A 16,270-nucleotide genomic window follows, 5' to 3' on the forward strand; every position below is an offset into this window, starting at 1 on the left:
ACGGCCCCATCACCTCTTTCTCAAAAGGGAGTTCACCATGTCCGAAATGCTCCAGACCACCGACGTCGCCGCCTCCGACACCGACCTGCTCGGCCAGACCGCGATCGACGTGCGCGCGGCCGGTTCGGCGCTGCGCGAGCGCTTCGGCGAGGTGGTCCGCTACCAGACCCGCGAAGAACTGATGCACGCACTCGCCGACAACGACGACACGGCCCTCGGCATCCTGCGCCCCCGCCTCACGCGCCTGCGGCCGGATGCCGGGTGGGTGGAGGACGAGCTGGACGGCGGGGCGCTGCCGCCCGGCGAATGGTGGGTCGTGGATCCGGCCGAAGGCAACGTCAACCACCTGCACGCCCTGCCGGAGTGGGCGGTGACCGCCACCCTCGTGCGCGAGAACCAGCCCGTGCTCACCGCGGTCCACCTGCCGCTGACCGGCGAGACCTACACCGCGCTCACCGGCGCGGGCGCCTACCTCGACGGCCGACCGCTGCACGTCTCCCCCACTGCGGACCTCGGCCTGAGCATCGTGGCCACCAGCCAGGCCCGGCCGGAAGAGGACGAGAAGGTCGTGCGGCGCATCGGCTCCTCGATCACCGCCATGCTCTTCGACGCGCTCGTCGTCCGCACCGCCGTGCCCGCGACCCTGCACCTGCTGAACGTGGCCGCCGGCCGGATCGACGCCTTCTGGCAGTTCGCCGGCGCCCGCGCGGACCTCCTGCCCGGGGCACTTCTCGTCACCGAGGCCGGCGGACAGATCTCCGACGCCGAGGGTCGCCCCTGGACCCCCCGGAGCGAGAGCTTCCTGGCCGCCACACCCGGCGTCCACGCCGAGGCCGTCGCCACGCTCTCACGCTGACCGGGCACCACAACCTGCACGCACGGAAGGATCAGATCATCATGACCACGATCGCCATTCTCGGAAACGGCCGCGTCGGCGGAAGTCTGGCCACAGCCCTCACCGGGGCAGGACATGGGGTGAAGGTGGCGGACCGCGCGCCGGGCGCCGCCGCCGACGCCGCCCGCACAGCCCAGATCGTCATCAACGCCACCCCGGGAGCCGGCTCCCTGGAACGGCTCGTTGCCCTGCACGAAGAACTGCGCGACAAGATCCTCGTCGACGTCTCCAACGCCACCGTCGACGGACCGGACGGACTGCCTGCCCACCTGATCTACCCCGGCTCGAGCCTCGCCGAGCAACTCCAGGAAACACTCCCCGAAACCCGCGTCGTCAAGACACTCAACACCATGCTCTTCCCCGTGATGACCGCGCCAGCCACGCTCACCCAGGCGCCCAGTGCCTTCCTCTCCGGCGACGACCCGCAGGCCAAGCAGACCGTCCGTGAACTGCTCGTCGACCTCGGCTGGCGCAAGGAGTGGATCACTGATCTCGGCGGGATCCAGACCGCCCGCGCCACGGAGGCAGCGATACTGTTCGTACCGCACGTGATCCGGTCCAGCGGATTCGTGCCGTTCGCGATCTCGATCGCCCGCTGATCCGCACACGGTGCACCGCCGCCGACGGCGGGCCCACATCCGGAACAGCCCCGCCGCTGACCGCCGGCCATCGAGCGACCGGCCCGGGCTCTGCTCAGCCCGGTGGGCGGTTGAGCTGGGCCATGAGCTCACGGTTGGCCGTCCGGGCGGCGGCGAGCCCGTCGTCTTGGTCCCGGAGTTCGAGCTCCAGGGTGACGATTTACTGTTCGAGGATGGTGATCCGGGCCTTGAGCTGCTCGGTGTCCTCGGGGGTCCCCGATGCCCACCTCGCAGCAGACTTGATCACCGAGCACCTCACTGAGGTTCTGTTCGAAGCGGCGGACCCGGGCGGCGAGGCGGGCGGTTCGCGCGTCGGCGGCCTGCCGAACATCACATGCTTCACCGCGGGCTTGCCGTTGTCGCAGCGGATGCGGAACCGCGGGACACCGCCCAGCACCTCGAACGCCTCCACGTGCCCCTCACAGAACACCTCCTGCGAGGCAGTGGCGAACACACCGCGGACGGTCTTGCCCGAGTACGACGACCGCAGCGTGAACAGCACCTGTTTCCGTCGCCGGCCGGACACCCACGCGGTGTGGCTGCACCACCGCTTCCCGCTGCGCTTCCGCGCCGTTGAGGAGCTGCTGCTCACAGCGCGTCGTAGACCGCTTCGACCAAAGCCATCTTCCTTGGGTCGTCGGCGATCTGCGGGCCCATCCTGTTCATGACGTAGCCAAGGCTCAGCTCGGCCTCCGGGTCCGCCAAGCCGCAGGAACCACCGAAGCCGTCGTGACCGAAGGCCCTGGGGTTTGGGCCGTAGGAAGCATTCCTGCCACTCAGCCACAGCCCCAGACCGGCCTCCGTGTCATGCGTGAAGCCCGCACCGAGGACGAGGTCGCTGCACACGCCCTGGCTCTCGCGGACGCGCTCGGCGGCTTCGGGAGAGAGGACTCGCCGGTCACCGCACAGACCGCGGCGGGCGAAGATGCCGTACAGGGCGCAGACAGCACGCGCCGTGCCGTGACCGTTCGCGGCTGGTATCTCGGCGGCCCGCCACTCGGGGGAATTGGCCTCGGCGGCGCCGACCGCTGGGTTTGCTATCGCCGCCATCACGACCGGCGGAAGTTGCGACACCAGCAAGGCGCTGTCCGCCGAGACCTGTGCGTGGACCAGTTCGGCTACCCGGTCGCTCTCCTTCTCGGACAGGCCGATGGTGAAGTCGATGCCGAGTGGACCGGTGATCTCCTGCTGCAGGAACTCGCCGGGCAACACTCCTGTGACGCGCCGAACCACCTCCCCGATCAGGAAGCCATAGGTCAAAGCGTGGTAGCCGGACTGCGTGCCAGGATCCCACCAGGGCTCCATGGCAGCCAGGCGAGCCGTGGTCAGCTCCCAGTCATAGAGCTGTGTGACGCTTTGCGGTTCTCGCAGACCAGCCAGGCCCGCCCGGTGCGACAGGAGATGGCGAACGAGGACAGCCGACTTGCCGCCTACGGCGAACTCGGGCCAGTACGCGGCAACCGGCGCGTCAAGGTCCAACAGGCCCCTGTCCGCCAGCAGATGCACGCAGAGCGCAGCAGGGCCCTTGGTGGTCGACCAGACGTTCACGAGGGTGTCACGCTTCCACGGGCGAGTGCACGCGGAGTCCGCCCAGCCGCCCCACAGGTCCACCACCACCTCGCCGCCCACCTGCACGGTCACCGCCGAGCCCAGCTCCCCACGATCCCGGAAGTTGGCCTCGAACGCGGCCTGGACCGCGGCGAATCGCCCGTCACAGTGCCCCTCAATCTGAGGAGCGGGAAAAACGGAGTCTTCCATGGGTCCCTCCACAGCTTGACTGAACTCGTGCAACATACCGACTAGTCGGACTCTTGAATAGAGGTTTCAGAGGGTGCTCTGCGAGCTTTCGCCGGGTCCTAGGCTGAGGCGGGCTGTGGTGCGGGTCGAGTGGGCCGCGGCAAGGTGAAGAGGCCGGCTTGGTTTCGGTGAGGATGCCGCAGCTGACCGGGCGTTTCAGCTCGGCCCGAACTCAGATCACCCCGACGCCACCCACGGCCAAGACGTGTACATCTTCGTCAACGGCGCTGCCGTTGCGGCGAACACAAAGGCGGCCCTCGCTGCCTTTGGGACGCAAGCGGTCACCACTGTCGTCAATCTGAATGAAGGCGACGTGATCTCCTTGGCTGTGTTCCAGGACACGGGGAACGAGGCCCTCACACAGGCTGCCACAGCCTCTAACGGCCAACCGTTGAACCCGGTACTCCAAGCAGAACTACTCGCACCTGCGGACTCAGGGAAGAAAACGGGCTGAACCGGAGCGTGCCGAGTCAGATGGGTGTGGCTCCTTTGGAGGGACTGGCTGAGCTGGGGTTCGGCGTAACGATCACGCGTAGTGCAGCAGCCATGTGGTCGGATGCCCCAGGTCGCGCCACCGGCCGGAATCAAGATCGACTGGACGACCGCCACCAGAGGGCGCGGGACGACCGGAAGGGTCACGTAGCACGTGCGGGTCCGCAGGTCTGCGCTGGTGAGATGGTCCCTCCGAAGGAGCCACGCCCGTCCGGGTTTTCCAGCCCGCGTCTCGTCTCGGCACTCAGACCCTCGGCGTGCAACCTCCGCGCCGTGCTGGACTGCAGCAGACGCGAGACAACCGCGCCCAGCAACGTGCCGACAACGGCAACGATTCCCAACCAGAGTTCCGTGGCACTCCCCTCCCCCTCTGCGCCAGCCGCGATGCGACACCACGTTGTGCTCCGCGGCGACGGCGGCCGCGCGATCCTCGGCCAGCTCCATCAGCGAACAGGGCAGCACACAGTGAGACACGAGCCGAGGAACTTGCCCGGCCGGGCTCCAGGAAGATGAACCAGCCGCGGTCGTCGATCCACTCCAGCACCCAGCACCAGGTGTCGTCCGGGTCGTCGGAACCAGATGCGAGGGCGATCGACAGGCAGCGGTCCCCGTCGGTCAACCCGCCGCCCGCGCGTATCTCACAGTCCGCAGCTACCGGCGCGCACCGCACACCGTCAGACGAACGACCCCGACCTCACCCGATCGAGATCAGCACTACTGGCAGGGGGGCTTTGTCCGGTGGTGAGGTGTGCGGCCGCGCAAGCGGATCGCGTGCTTGAGGGGGAAGGTCACAAGCCAGGTGTACAGCGCCGCGCGAGGGGCGATGGCGAACGCGACCACCACGGAGGCCGCGCAGACCAGGGCCACCGTGCCCTGCTCCGCGACGACGGTCCAGCCCACACGGTCCGGGATGGGGCGGACCTGGAGGTACTCACGCCGCCAGACGCTGGCGAACAGCGCGAGGTGCAGCAGACTGAGCAGCGCGACGGTGGCCGCATAGGCGGACACGGCGAGTGGTTCCTGGCTGCCGTACTCGGAGAGCAGCGTGGTGGGGAACGGCAGCAGCGCCGCCGCGCCCAGACCCGCCAGGGTCAGCCGGATGGTGAGGATGTCGACACGTCGTACCCGTTGGAGGATCTGGCGCTGGTCACGCCAGAAGGCGCCGAGTACGGCGAAGCTGAGCGCATAGGCAGCGAGACGGGGCCAGACCTGACTCATCTCGTGTCGGAAGGTCGCCGCGTCCAGACCCCCGGGAACGGAGACGTCCAGTACCAGGAGCGTCATGGCGATCGCGTAGATCCCGTCGGACAGCGCGACCAGCCGTGCGGGGCTCTCCGCATGAGCGGGCTCACCGGCCTTCGCCGTGCCGCCCGTATCGATCACGTCCATGACCGCACCGTAGACCGCCCTCGCGCCCCACTCCCGCGCCAACCTGTCCTGCCGGAGACACATCTCCGCGAAAGGATCAGCGCCCGTGACCCGTCTGCACGATGACGAAGGCGTGGATGACCCCCATGAGGAGGGCACGCATGAAGAGGGCAAGCAGCCATTTCTCGACCCGATGCAATCCTTCTTGTCGGATTCCTCATGAAAGGCGCATGCGGGGACCGGGAACTGAGCGTCCATCATCTGAGGCAACTGCCGATAGCATCACGGGGCGTCACGCTGGTTTGGTCATGCATGGATTGACGGGACTTCTCCGGCGCCACCGCTGCTCGAGGCCATTCTGAGGCGGGTGTTCTCCGGTTGGTCGGGCGGTTTTGGCGGTGGGCGGCTGGGACGGTGTCCGGCGCGGGTTCTCCGAGCTTGCGGACTCCGCGCGGGCCGTGAGCACCTTCTCCACGGCGCAGGTGGTGGACGTTACTGCGGACGGCGACGTGTTGTGGGTGCGAGCGAGTACATCGCGGGGCGGTCGTTGCGGGAGGCGGTGGCGGCGCATGGGCCGTTGCCGGTAGAGGCGGTGCGCGCGTTGGGGGCCGGGCCGGCGGAAGCGTCGGCGGGTGTGCATACGATCGGCCTGCTGCACGGCGGCCTCACCCCCGGGGCGCCGTGCTCCACGCGGGCGACGGTCCGCCGCTGAACGACGTCGCGCTCGCCCGACTGTGGGACGCCGCCAGCCCGTCCCGGACGGTCGGTGCCGCACCGGGCGGCGTCTTCCTGGCACCGCTGGACCTGTTCTTCGGAGTCGAGTACGGCCTCACCGGACGTGCGCCGCCCGGACCCGATGGGCAGGGAGATCGCCAGCCCGCCCTGGCGGGCCTTGTCCGCCTCTCCCGATCGTCGGCGGCGCTGGGTGCTCGCCGCGAACCTCGCGGCGGATCTCGACGCCTGGCTGCGCCTGCTGACCTTGCACGACAGCCAGGACCTGGTCGAGCCAGGACCTGGTCGAGGCCGGGCCGGACTCCATGCACCCGCCTCGACCGCCTGCTCGCCCGCCCAGCGAGGCACGTCAACGGCCACCATCCGAACCGGCATCAGAATCCACCGGGGTATTCCATGACTATCCCTCAAATCGTGGCACAAGAAGAATGCCGGTCAGGGTGCTGTGAGAAGGTGGGTTTTCGATCACCTGATCAGTTACGGAGCATCATGTACGACGCCGTCATAGTCGGAGGTCGCCTGGCAGGCGCCGCAACTGCGACCCATCTGGGAAAGCAGGGACGTCGGGTTCTCCTGCTGGAGAGGGACACCTTTCCCAAGGACGTGCTCTCGACGCATTTCATGTGGCCACGCGGCGTCAGCTACCTGAATCGGCTCGGCGTCCTCGCCCATGTCGTCGAGGCAGCACCGCTGTTCCAGGAGATAGATCTGGCCGTGGAAGGAGTGCACGTCCGAGGCTCCGTACGGGAGGCCGACCTACGTGCGCGATTCAGCAGTCTGCACGGCGACGACACAGGCGTCGTCAACGCTTCCCTCTCCGCCCGCCGTGACTTACTGGACGCCCTCGTACTACGCCACGCGGCCGCCAGCGGCGTCGAGGTCCAGCAGGGGGCGCTGATGACCGAGCTGGTCCAGGAAGACGGCCGAGTCGTCGGAGTCCGCTGGCGGCAGGGCGTGGACGGGCCGGTGAACACGGCACGCGCCAGCGTGGTGGTCGGCGCCGACGGCCGCCGCTCCCGCGTCGCCCGCCTGGTGGGCGCCGAGCAGAAAGACGTCCGGCGCAACTGCTCCTTCGCCTGCTACACCTACCTCTCGGGCCATCTCCTCACCGTTCCCGCGCTGCAGCGCCGGGGGCGCTTCGGCGTCGCACTGAGCCCGACCAGCGGCGAACAGACGATGGCCCTCGTCTTCGGTCCGCGTGAGTGGTACCCCGCATTCCGGAGCAAGGCCGAGACACACTTCACGCAGGTCTTCGAGCGCGTCGCCCCCGATCTGGCAGCTGTTGTCAACGGTGCAACGCGTGCCTCCGGACTGTTCATGACCAACGATCAGAGCGCCTTCATCCGAGAAACCGCGGGCAACGGCTGGGTGCTGGCGGGCGACGCGGCATCCTTCAAGGACCAGTGCACCGCCAGCGGCATGACCCATGCCCTCCGGGACGCCGAACTGCTCACCGAGATCATCGGCCCTGCTCTCGGGACCGGCGGCGACCTCGACGGCGCGCTGTCCGAGTACCGTGAGCGCCGCCACATGGACAGTTGGAAGTACTACGACTTCGTCAGCGACCAGGCGGAAATGCGCGCACCCGAGGCGTCCGAGGTCGATCTGATACGGGCAGTGGCCGCCGACCCGGAGCACTCCGCCACGCTGCTCGGGGTCTTCAGCGACACGCTCGATCCCGAGGCGATCTTCTCGGTCGACACCATGCAGCACATCCTGTCCACGGCGGACCAGCAAGCCCCCGTCGCCGACCCGAACGGGACGCCGGATCGCAACCCCTTTGTCGCCGATACCGCGCATCACGAGGAGTTGGCCCTCACCCACACCGTCCGCAGCTTCGCCTCGCCCTCCGGCGGAGACCTCCTGGAGCGGGTGGAACCGTTCCATCGCTGGTACCGGGCCCGCGTCGAGTCAGAAACCTGGCTGTACTCCAGGACCCTCGCCTCGGCACCACGGTCGACGACCCGCCTCTTGGATACGGGCGGACGAGAACTGACCGGAATCAACTTGGCGTCCCAGGACTATCTGGGGCTCAGCAGTCATCCCGAGGTGATCAGGGCCGCAGCCGACGCCATAGCCGAGTACGGCGTGCACAGCGCCGGCTCAGCCGCCGCCATCGGCAACACCACCCATTCCCGGGAACTAGAACAAAGTATCGCTGAATTCATCAAAACAGACCATGTAGTTCTCTTTCCTACCGGTTGGGCAGCCGCATACGGACCGGTGAATGCGCTCGTCCGCCACTACGACCACGTGATATTGGACCGATTCGCCCACGCCAGCCTCGTCCAGGCCGCCCATGCCTCCTCACGCAACGTGCAGCGAGTACCGCACCTGGATACCGAAGCGGTCCACGCGGTGCTCCGCAAGATACGCGAAAGGGACGCCCACAACGGCGTACTCGTCATCACCGAGGGCCTGTTCTCCATGGACGCCGACAGCCCCGACCTCGTACGCCTGCAAGAAGCCTGCCACGAGCACTCCGCCACACTGCTCGTCGACGTCGCCCACGACCTGGGCTCCACCGGTCCCGGCGGACAGGGGCAGTTGGGCATCCAGCGCCTCGTCGGACGGGTGGATCTGGTCATGGGCAGCTTTTCCAAGTCGTTTGCCTCCAACGGAGGCTTCGTCGCCACCTCTTCGCCCGCCGTGAAGAGCTACATCGAGACGTACGGCAGCACCCACGTCTTCTCCAATGCCCTGTCACCGGCTCAGGCCGCGGCGGCCGGAGCCGCGATGCGCATCGCCATGACGTCGGAGGGCGACCGGCTGCGCGAACGCACGCTGTGCGCTGCGACGGCACTGCGTGAAGCACTGCTGGACCACGGGCTCGTGTCCCTGGGGGCTCCCGGCCCCATCGTCCCCGTGGTCGTCGGAGACGAGCGCGTCGCCCGCCTCACCCACCGTGGTCTGCGCCCCCGCGGTGTCGCGGCCATGGTCGTCGAGTACCCGGTGGTGCCCAGCGGATCGGCCCGGCTGCGCCTCCAGGTCATGCCCACCCACACGACCGAGCAGGTCGAGCAGGCTGCCGCCGCGATTGCCGACGCGACAGCCGAAGCACGGGCCGCCGTCGACGCCATCGACTCCTCGGCAGAGTAGCTTGTGCAGGACCCCCGCGGGCGCGGGAAGCAGGATGACCGAGCTTGCGGTCGGAAACCGGCGCTGGACCACTGCCGACACCAACCCGAGAGATCGCACCAGGGCGACGATCACCGAACTCGCGGACCAGATCGCAACCGCAAGAGCGGGGCGGGACCGCGGGCGGGCGCCCGCCAGGCTTCGACCGCGTCGACTACCGCGACCGGCACGCCGTGGAGCGTACGCTCAACCGGCTCAAGCGGTGGCGGGCAGTAGCCACCGCGACGACGAGCTCGCCGTGCGGTTCACCGCGACCGTGTGGATCGCCGTGATCGACAACTGGTTGATCACCCTGCCCCACCCGACCGCAGCCGCTGGCATCCAGACCGTCGTGGACTACGACGCCAATGCGGCGAAGACGCCGATTTCCGCAAGGCGTTCGACTCGAGACCGACGTCGAACGCCCCGAGCCGGCGGAGCACCGACGGACGCAGCCGACGAAGAAGCCGGCGAAGTCGCCGAGGCATGCGCGACCCCGTTGGAGGCCTGCGAACCGGCGATGCCCCGGTCACCGCATGCGAGGCAGTAGCCGTTGTCCTCCACGTCACGTACGGCGCCGCGGACGCGCGGGGGACCGATCCACCGGCCGTCTTCGTCGAGGTCCATCGGTCCAACATGAGCAAGCGGGGCGCGGACGGTCGAGTCCTGCGCCGAGCCGACGGCAAGGTGCTCAAGGGCCCGGATACCGGCCGCCGGCCTACGACGGCATCGCCGAATGACCGACGGCCGAGATTCATGTCGTGGATGCGCCACCCGCCGCGCGGCGGAACCTCGTCGCGAGGCGATCGAACGCCACCGCGAGCTCGTCTCCGTCGATCACGTCGATGTCGGCGTCGAGCTGTGTCATCCACAGCGCGAGCCGGTCCGGGTCGTCGGAACCCAGCTCGACGTGGCACGTGGACTCGTCGACCACCTCGATGTCGACCGGGATGGGGATCTTCGCGGCGACCTTGGCGGCGGGAGCATGCACGAGCACCCGGGCGCGGTACTTCCAGGCCCCCTTGCTGACGCGTCCGACGACGTACTCGACGACATTGTCCTCCGGGATCACGCGCGGCTGGAACCGCGCACCCGTCGGTGCGTGCGGAACCATGCGGTCGACGCGGAAGACCCGCCAGTCGTCGCGGTCGAGATCCCACGCGAGCAGATACCAGAGCGGCCCCCAGCTCACCAGCCGTTGCGGTTCGGTGTGGCGGGCCCCTTCGCTGCCCCCGGGCTTCGTGTACCCGAACCGGAGCCGTTCGTGGCCGCGGATCGCGGCAGCGACCGCGCCGAGAACCGAGAGATCGAGCGGCGGTTCAGCTCCTGGAACGACGCTCGTCGCCTCGCGTACCGCCTCGACGCGCCGACGCAGGCGCGAGGGCAGAACTTGCTCCAGCTTCGCGAGCGCGGTGAGCGATGTCTCTTCGACGCCGAGCCTTTGCGTCGCGACCGCACCCAGTCCGATCGCGACGGCGACGGCCTCGTCGTCGTCGAGCAGCAGTGGGGGCATCGCCGTCCCGGCGGCCAGCCGGTACCCGCCCGCGACGCCGGGGCGCGCGTCCACGGGATAGCCGAGCGACCGCAGCTTGCCGATGTCGGCGCGCACAGTCCTCGTGCTCACATCGAGCCGGCCGGCGAGCTCGGAGCTCGTCCAGTCGCGCTTGAGCTGGAGCAATGACAACAGTTCGAGCAGGCGCGCCGAGGTCTCCAACATGTTCTCCATCATGTCAGCAATTGCGGAAGCTAACCTGCCGCATTGCCTGGGAACGTCGGTGTCATGAACGAGAGCAACGCACTCACACCGTTCCGCATCGACATCCCGCAGGCCGACATCGACGACCTGCGCAACCGGCTGGCACACACACGCTGGCCGATCCCCGTGCCGGGCCGAGACGATCGCACCGACTTCAGCCGCGGCATCCCGCTGGTGTACCTGAAGGAGCTCGCCGAGTACTGGCGCGACGGGTTCGACTGGCGTGCGCAGGAGGAGAAGCTCAACGAGCACGAACAGTTCACGACGGTCGTCAACGGCCAGACGTTCCACGTCGTCCACGCGCGATCGACGAACCCGGAGGCCGCCCCACTGATCCTGAACCACGGCTGGCCCGGCTCGTTCGTCGAGTACCAGCGACTCATCCCGCTGCTGACCGATGAGTTCCACGTGGTCATCCCGTCGTTGCCCGGCTTCGGGTTCTCCACCCCGCTGTCAGGGACCGGCTGGGAGCTGGCACGGACGACGGAGGCCTACGCGGAGATCATGACGCGTCTCGGCTACGAGAGGTTCGCCGCCCACGGCACCGACATCGGTGCGGGCACCACCAGCCGCCTCGCGGCGCTCTACCCGGAGCGCGTCATCGGCATGCACATCGGCAGCGACCCCCGGTGGCTCGGGTTGATCGGCGACAAGTTCCCCTACCCCGACGGTCTGTCCGATGACGAGATCGCCCAGCTCGAGGCGGTGCGCACCGAGGATGCGGCCGAGCGCGGGTATCTCGAGATGCAGGACCACCGTCCCGACACGATCGGTGCGGCGCTCACCGACTCGCCGGTCGGTCAGCTCGCGTGGATCGCCGAGAAGTTCAAGACCAAGGCCGACGGCGCCTATCGGACGCCGGACGAGTCGGTCGACCGCGACCAGCTCCTCACGAATATCAGCCTGTACTGGTTCACCCGCAGCGGCGCTTCGAGCGCGCAGTTCTACTACGAGTCCGAGCACTCCGGAGTCGACTTGGTCATGGCCTCCGGCGTGCCGTCCGGATGGGCCGTGTTCGACACCCATCCGCTCGTGCGGCGCGTGGTTGACCCGTGTAAGGCGATGGGCCACTGGAGCGAGTTCACTGAGGGCGGTCACTTCCCCGCAATGGAGGAGACGAGGCTGCTCGCGGACGACATCCGGACCTTCTTCCACGGCATTTCCTGACTCCACGTCAGGGTCTGCGGGCTGCGAAGACCCGTTCAGGGCCCGTCCTGTCCGCCACGTCCCAGACCTCGTCGACCTCGGACCCGGCGGTGTTCGGCGACGCCTCGATCTCGTCCCGCTCGTATGACCGCAGGGTCGGGACCGAGGTGACCGCCTCGTCGTCGGGAAGGATGCCGGGCGGGAACGGACAGGACCGCTGGAAGGTGACCAGCGGGAGCGCGACGTTCAGGAGGTCGCTCCGCGTCTCGACTGTCCGACGCCAGGACGTCGCGGCGTGCCCTCTCCGCCCGCGGGTCGACCCGAGCCGGGCATGCCGGGCCGGGCCTCGGGCCTCGGGCCTCGGGCCTCGGACAAGAACGCTCCGCCGGACCGGAGCGCTCCCCTTCTGGCATGTGTTCATCCCGAACGTCGCGCCACGTGGTGGGTCAGGACAGGATCTCGATGTACCCGTCGGTTCCGTGCACGCGGATCTCTTGCCCGTCCCGGATCCGTCGGGTGGCCTGCTCGACGCCCACGACGGCCGGCAAGCCGTACTCCCGGGCGATCACGGCACCATGAGTCATCAGTCCGCCCACTTCCGTCACCAGGCCGGTGATGGCGACGAACAGCGGCGACCAGCTGGGGTCCGTGAGGGTGGTGACCAGGATGTCGCCCGGTTCGAGGTCTGCCTCGGCCATGTCGAGGACGACGCGTGCCCGTCCTTCGACGGTTCCGGTGGACACCGGCAGACCGATCAGGGCGCCTGCCGGCACGTCGTCGCGCCGGTGCGCCCCGCTGAGGGCCTCCCCGTCCGAGGTGAGAACCCGCGGTGGATTGAGCGTGTGGTACCAGCGGAACGCGTCCTTGCGCTGCTGGATGAGCCGGACATCCACCTGGTGGGAGCGTACGACGTGGTGGAGTTCCTGGAAGGTGACGTAGAAGATGTCCTCCTTCTCAGGGAGCAGGCCTGCGCGCACGAGGCGCTCGGCCTCCGCCATCAGGGCCTGCTTGTAGACGAAGTAGCGGCTGATGATGGCGTACTTCGGGTACTCCCGGTACCCGATGAAGGTGCGGACGCGGTCGATCATCCGCCGGGTCTCCTCGGCCTTCCGCTCTCCGTCCGGAAGGGCCCGCAGGCGTGACAGCACGTCCTGTTCCTTTTGCCGTGCCTTCTGCCGCCCTTCCTCGAAGCGCCGCTGGGCAGCACCCGGTTCGAAGGTCCTGACGTGGTCGAGGATCACGGGCACGAGCGTGGTAGGACGCTCCCGCCAGCGCGGCCTCGTGATGTCGATCTCGCCGACGCAGCGCATGCCGTACCGGTCGAGATACCCCTCGATGGCGTCGCGTGCCTCGGCACCGCCCGCGAGCTTCGCCAACTCCTCAAGGAAGCAATCGTCCTCGACGCCTTCCAGGAACCCGACGACCTCTGGATGCGGGCGGACCACGTCCGCGACGTCGAGCAGTGCCAGCCCCATCTGCGACGTGATGTTGTCGGGAGCCGAGAGCGTGAGGGTGTCGGCCGCATTCTTCTCGCCAAGCCACTCTTGAAGCCTGTCGTTGAGCCACCACGTGGCGTCCATCCCCGCCATGATGGCCTGAAGGCTCAGCGGATCGCCGAGGGCTCGTTTGTGCTCCTCGAATGCCTCGAGCAGGAAGTCGAACAGCGCTGGTCCGGTCTTCGTGCGGATGCCGTCTCGAAGGGCGGCGACGGACGCCTGGCTGCGCTCGATCAGTCCGGTGACGATGGCCGGATCGGTCTCGATCAGCGCGGACGCGCCGCGGGCCGGCGGAGCGGCGGGGTGCGGGTCCGGGCAGGTGGGGACGAAGCCGTCACGGGAAAGGACGGTCTCCAGGGCGTCCCTGACCAGCGGATCGCCCTTCCCCATGAGGTCCAGGAGGCCGACGCGGCTCGCGGGCGAGGCCAGGCGCGAGGTGACGTCGACGAACAGCCTCCCGCCGGCCTCGTGCATCGGCACCATGGCCGTCAGCTGCCACATGGAGAGCCCCAGGGGCTTCATGGGGTCGGTCATCATCTGCTGGTGACCGACGGAGACGTAGACGTGGTTCTCCTGGTCGCCGTTCTCGGGAATGGGGAAAAGCGTGGTGATCGGCCGGCTCTGCACGATCTGGAACCCTTCATCGTCCAGGCACCATTCGATGTCCTGCGGACGACCGAAGTGCGCTTCGATCCGCCGTCCGAGCCGCACGAGATGGAGCGCCTGCGCATCTGCCAGGGCCGGTTGCTGCTGTTGCTGCGGGTTGACGGCCGCTTCCTGCGTGCCGCCGGTCGGCAGGGCGTGGACGGCCCGCTGTTTGGCAGCGATCACCCTGGAGACGACTTCGCCGTCTCGCACCGTGAAGACGTCCGGGTCCACCAGGCCGGAGACCAGGGCCTCGCCGAGGCCGAGGCCGGCTTCCACGGTGGCGACCGTCCGGTTGCCCGTGACGGGGTCGGCGGTGAACAGGATGCCGGACGCACGCGGGAGGACCATCTGCTGCACGAGCACGGCCATGTGGACCGTGCGGTGGTCGATGCCGTTGCGCTGGCGGTAGGTCACGGCCCGCTCGGTGAACAGCGAGGCCCAACACCGGCCAACGTGCTGGAGGATCGCCGTCTGCCCCACGACGTTCAGGTACGAGTCCTGCTGGCCGGCGAAGGAGGCCGTCGGTAGGTCCTCCGCCGTCGCACTGGACCGGACGGCGTAGGCGGCGTGCTCGCCCAGCCGAGTGAGCGCGCGGGTGATCGCCACCGCGAGATCATCAGGGATGACGATTTCTTCGATGATCCGGCGAATCTGCGCGCTCAGTGCGCGGATCGCCTCCCGATCGTCCGGATCCACGCGCGACAGCTGATCGAGCCGGTCGTCGATCGACGGCGTGTCCGCCGTGATCCTCCGGAACGCATCCGTGGTCACGCAGAAACCGGCCGGCACGCGGATGCCTTCGATCCTCGACAGCCCGCCCAGGTGCGCGCCCTTGCCGCCGACGACCGGGACGTGCGCCGCGTCGATCTCCCGGAGATCCAGCACATACGGCTCGATCATTCCGACACCTCCGGGGCAAGGGTGCTCCGCTGCACCGTGGTGGCCGCCTTCATCACCGGCGCTGCTGGAATCTGCCGACCATGTCGGTACGTGCACGTGGTGCTCCCGTTCCTGCGGGTTGTGGACTCGGCCGACGATTCTGCGTCAAGATCGGGGTCTTGCCGCAAGCCCCTTGTCGCGGTATACGTTGAGAGTGGCAAGAAGGGTGCACTCCTTGCCTTTTTCTTTGGCCGTCTGCCGGGACGGACATGATGTCGCGGAGGCAGTGGCGCATCGCGTAACGGGGACGAGCGGCACTGACACCTTCCCGCGTCCGCAGAGGGTGCACCGGAACCATCCCGGCCCGGCCCAGGCCGACCACCGCGGGCTCGAAGAACCGCCGTCGAGCCAACCGTCACGACGTCGGTGGAGTCCTCGCGACCGGCGAGGCACACCGCCGCTCCACCCGCCACGGAGTCGGGTCCAAACCCCGTTGTGGGAACGGCACTGACACTTCTGGCAGAGCCCCGTAGCCTGCTCTGACGCACAACGCCGTCTTCGGTGGGGGACCCTCATGGCCAAGCGGGAGCAGGTCCAGCACGGATATCAGGGGCGGTCACACCCGGATCGTTGTCGGCAGGGCTTCACTCGGAGTACGTCGCCTCAATCGTCTGCTCACCGGAGAGTTTCACTTCCTTGATCCGGAGCACGCTCCTGACCTCTGACGCGTCCAACGCCTCTTTGAGCCGGTCGTGGACGTGCCGTGCCAGAAACTCGAACGAAGGCGAGAAGGAGACGGTGTAGAGCTTCAGGCCGCCGCGCTCGACGATCGACGCAAGATCCCCGTACAAGGGATCGTTCCGGTCGAGGATGAGTGCGTGATCCATCTCGTCGAGAACGGGCTCAAGGGCTCCGCTCAACAGATCCGTGTGCATGAGGAATTGCTCGGAGTCGAGAGCGTCCCCCGCCAGGGTGGCCGCCAGGATGATGGTGTGACCATGAATGTTCGCACATTTGTCCACCACTGTGGAGCCGTCATAGAACTCGCTTCCACGGCTCTCCAGAATGTTCTGGGTCCAGGTGCGGTGGCCGATGTCAATCATGAAGGACTGCGTGATTGTGTACCCCATCGCCATCCCTTCCACATCGTCGAATCGGCCCGACATGACCGCACTGACTGGCCGTCCGATCACCTCAGCACGACCGCTCCGCCTTCCACGGGAACCACGCCGGAGCCATCCACTCCAAGGGGGGTCTGTACGGTCTTCGGCGCAGACCGCCCTCTGGGAGGTTGTCTCACGTGGCA

General features: G+C 68.1%; 12 protein-coding genes. 6 read left to right on the plus strand and 6 right to left on the minus strand.

Annotated features, from left to right (window positions below; all coding sequences use genetic code 11):
• Positions 1 to 37: 37 nt before the first annotated feature.
• Complete coding sequence (locus ACFXOM_RS06465; RefSeq protein ID WP_385037158.1) at positions 38 to 856, plus strand: inositol monophosphatase family protein; 819 nt, start codon at positions 38 to 40, stop codon at positions 854 to 856.
• Between the two features lie 41 nt (positions 857 to 897).
• Positions 898 to 1,494 carry an NADPH-dependent F420 reductase gene (locus tag ACFXOM_RS06470; RefSeq protein ID WP_384927751.1) on the plus strand — a complete coding sequence of 199 codons (597 nt, stop codon included), beginning with the start codon at positions 898 to 900 and terminating at the stop codon, positions 1,492 to 1,494.
• Between the two features lie 199 nt (positions 1,495 to 1,693).
• Here the strand turns inward: ACFXOM_RS06470 and ACFXOM_RS06475 are convergent, their stop codons facing one another.
• Positions 1,694 to 2,035, minus strand: coding sequence for a hypothetical protein (locus ACFXOM_RS06475; protein WP_385037161.1), 342 nt, complete (start codon positions 2,033 to 2,035; stop codon positions 1,694 to 1,696).
• Between the two features lie 86 nt (positions 2,036 to 2,121).
• Positions 2,122 to 3,291: a serine hydrolase domain-containing protein gene (locus ACFXOM_RS06480; protein WP_384927755.1), complete on the minus strand. Its 1,170-nt coding sequence runs from the start codon at positions 3,289 to 3,291 to the stop codon at positions 2,122 to 2,124.
• A gap of 244 nt (positions 3,292 to 3,535) precedes the next feature.
• On the opposite strand from ACFXOM_RS06480, the gene ACFXOM_RS06485 reads away from it, so the two are divergent.
• On the plus strand, positions 3,536 to 3,784 hold the full coding sequence (locus ACFXOM_RS06485) for a hypothetical protein (protein ID WP_384947485.1): 249 nt from the start codon (positions 3,536 to 3,538) through the stop codon (positions 3,782 to 3,784).
• Between the two features lie 752 nt (positions 3,785 to 4,536).
• Here ACFXOM_RS06485 and ACFXOM_RS06490 read toward each other — a convergent pair.
• Positions 4,537 to 5,211 (minus strand): TMEM175 family protein, encoded by a 675-nt coding sequence (locus ACFXOM_RS06490; protein WP_384927757.1) that lies wholly within the window; start codon positions 5,209 to 5,211, stop codon positions 4,537 to 4,539.
• A gap of 1,200 nt (positions 5,212 to 6,411) precedes the next feature.
• Here ACFXOM_RS06490 and ACFXOM_RS06495 point away from each other — a divergent pair.
• Entirely contained in the window at positions 6,412 to 9,021 is a 2,610-nt protein-coding gene (locus ACFXOM_RS06495) for an aminotransferase class I/II-fold pyridoxal phosphate-dependent enzyme (RefSeq protein ID WP_385037164.1), read from the plus strand.
• Positions 9,022 to 9,262: 241 nt separating this feature from the next.
• A complete protein-coding gene (locus ACFXOM_RS06500; protein WP_384927762.1) occupies positions 9,263 to 9,589 on the plus strand; it encodes a hypothetical protein in 327 nt (108 codons plus the stop codon).
• A gap of 204 nt (positions 9,590 to 9,793) precedes the next feature.
• On the opposite strand, the gene ACFXOM_RS06505 is transcribed toward ACFXOM_RS06500, so the two are convergent.
• Positions 9,794 to 10,756 carry a helix-turn-helix transcriptional regulator gene (locus tag ACFXOM_RS06505; protein ID WP_384928974.1) on the minus strand — a complete coding sequence of 321 codons (963 nt, stop codon included), beginning with the start codon at positions 10,754 to 10,756 and terminating at the stop codon, positions 9,794 to 9,796.
• 63 nt (positions 10,757 to 10,819) lie between these two features.
• On the opposite strand from ACFXOM_RS06505, the gene ACFXOM_RS06510 reads away from it, so the two are divergent.
• A complete protein-coding gene (locus ACFXOM_RS06510; RefSeq protein ID WP_385037166.1) occupies positions 10,820 to 11,962 on the plus strand; it encodes an epoxide hydrolase family protein in 1,143 nt (380 codons plus the stop codon).
• A gap of 425 nt (positions 11,963 to 12,387) precedes the next feature.
• Here ACFXOM_RS06510 and rph read toward each other — a convergent pair whose 3' ends face one another.
• A complete protein-coding gene (rph, locus tag ACFXOM_RS06515; protein WP_385037169.1) occupies positions 12,388 to 14,985 on the minus strand; it encodes a rifamycin-inactivating phosphotransferase in 2,598 nt (865 codons plus the stop codon).
• 623 nt (positions 14,986 to 15,608) lie between these two features.
• Positions 15,609 to 16,130 (minus strand): 6-pyruvoyl tetrahydropterin synthase family protein, encoded by a 522-nt coding sequence (locus ACFXOM_RS06520; protein ID WP_384947477.1) that lies wholly within the window; start codon positions 16,128 to 16,130, stop codon positions 15,609 to 15,611.
• Between the last annotated feature and the right edge of the window lie 140 nt (positions 16,131 to 16,270).

This window comes from Streptomyces sp. NPDC059169, from assembly GCF_042755225.1.
Taxonomy (GTDB): Bacteria; Actinomycetota; Actinomycetes; order Streptomycetales; family Streptomycetaceae; genus Streptomyces.

Bases quoted from the DNA above. Each gene is read 5' to 3' on its own strand.
- ACFXOM_RS06470 (WP_384927751.1), top strand. From the start codon at position 898: ATGACCACGATCGCCATTCTCGGAAACGGCCGCGTCGGCGGAAGTCTG.
- ACFXOM_RS06465 (WP_385037158.1), top strand. From the start codon at position 38: ATGTCCGAAATGCTCCAGACCACCGACGTCGCCGCCTCCGACACCGAC.
- ACFXOM_RS06495 (WP_385037164.1), top strand. From the start codon at position 6,412: ATGTACGACGCCGTCATAGTCGGAGGTCGCCTGGCAGGCGCCGCAACT.
- ACFXOM_RS06480 (WP_384927755.1), bottom strand. From the start codon at position 3,291: ATGGAAGACTCCGTTTTTCCCGCTCCTCAGATTGAGGGGCACTGTGAC.
- ACFXOM_RS06510 (WP_385037166.1), top strand. From the start codon at position 10,820: ATGAACGAGAGCAACGCACTCACACCGTTCCGCATCGACATCCCGCAG.
- ACFXOM_RS06505 (WP_384928974.1), bottom strand. From the start codon at position 10,756: ATGTTGGAGACCTCGGCGCGCCTGCTCGAACTGTTGTCATTGCTCCAG.
- rph (WP_385037169.1), bottom strand. From the start codon at position 14,985: ATGATCGAGCCGTATGTGCTGGATCTCCGGGAGATCGACGCGGCGCAC.
- ACFXOM_RS06490 (WP_384927757.1), bottom strand. From the start codon at position 5,211: ATGGACGTGATCGATACGGGCGGCACGGCGAAGGCCGGTGAGCCCGCT.
- ACFXOM_RS06520 (WP_384947477.1), bottom strand. From the start codon at position 16,130: ATGTCGGGCCGATTCGACGATGTGGAAGGGATGGCGATGGGGTACACA.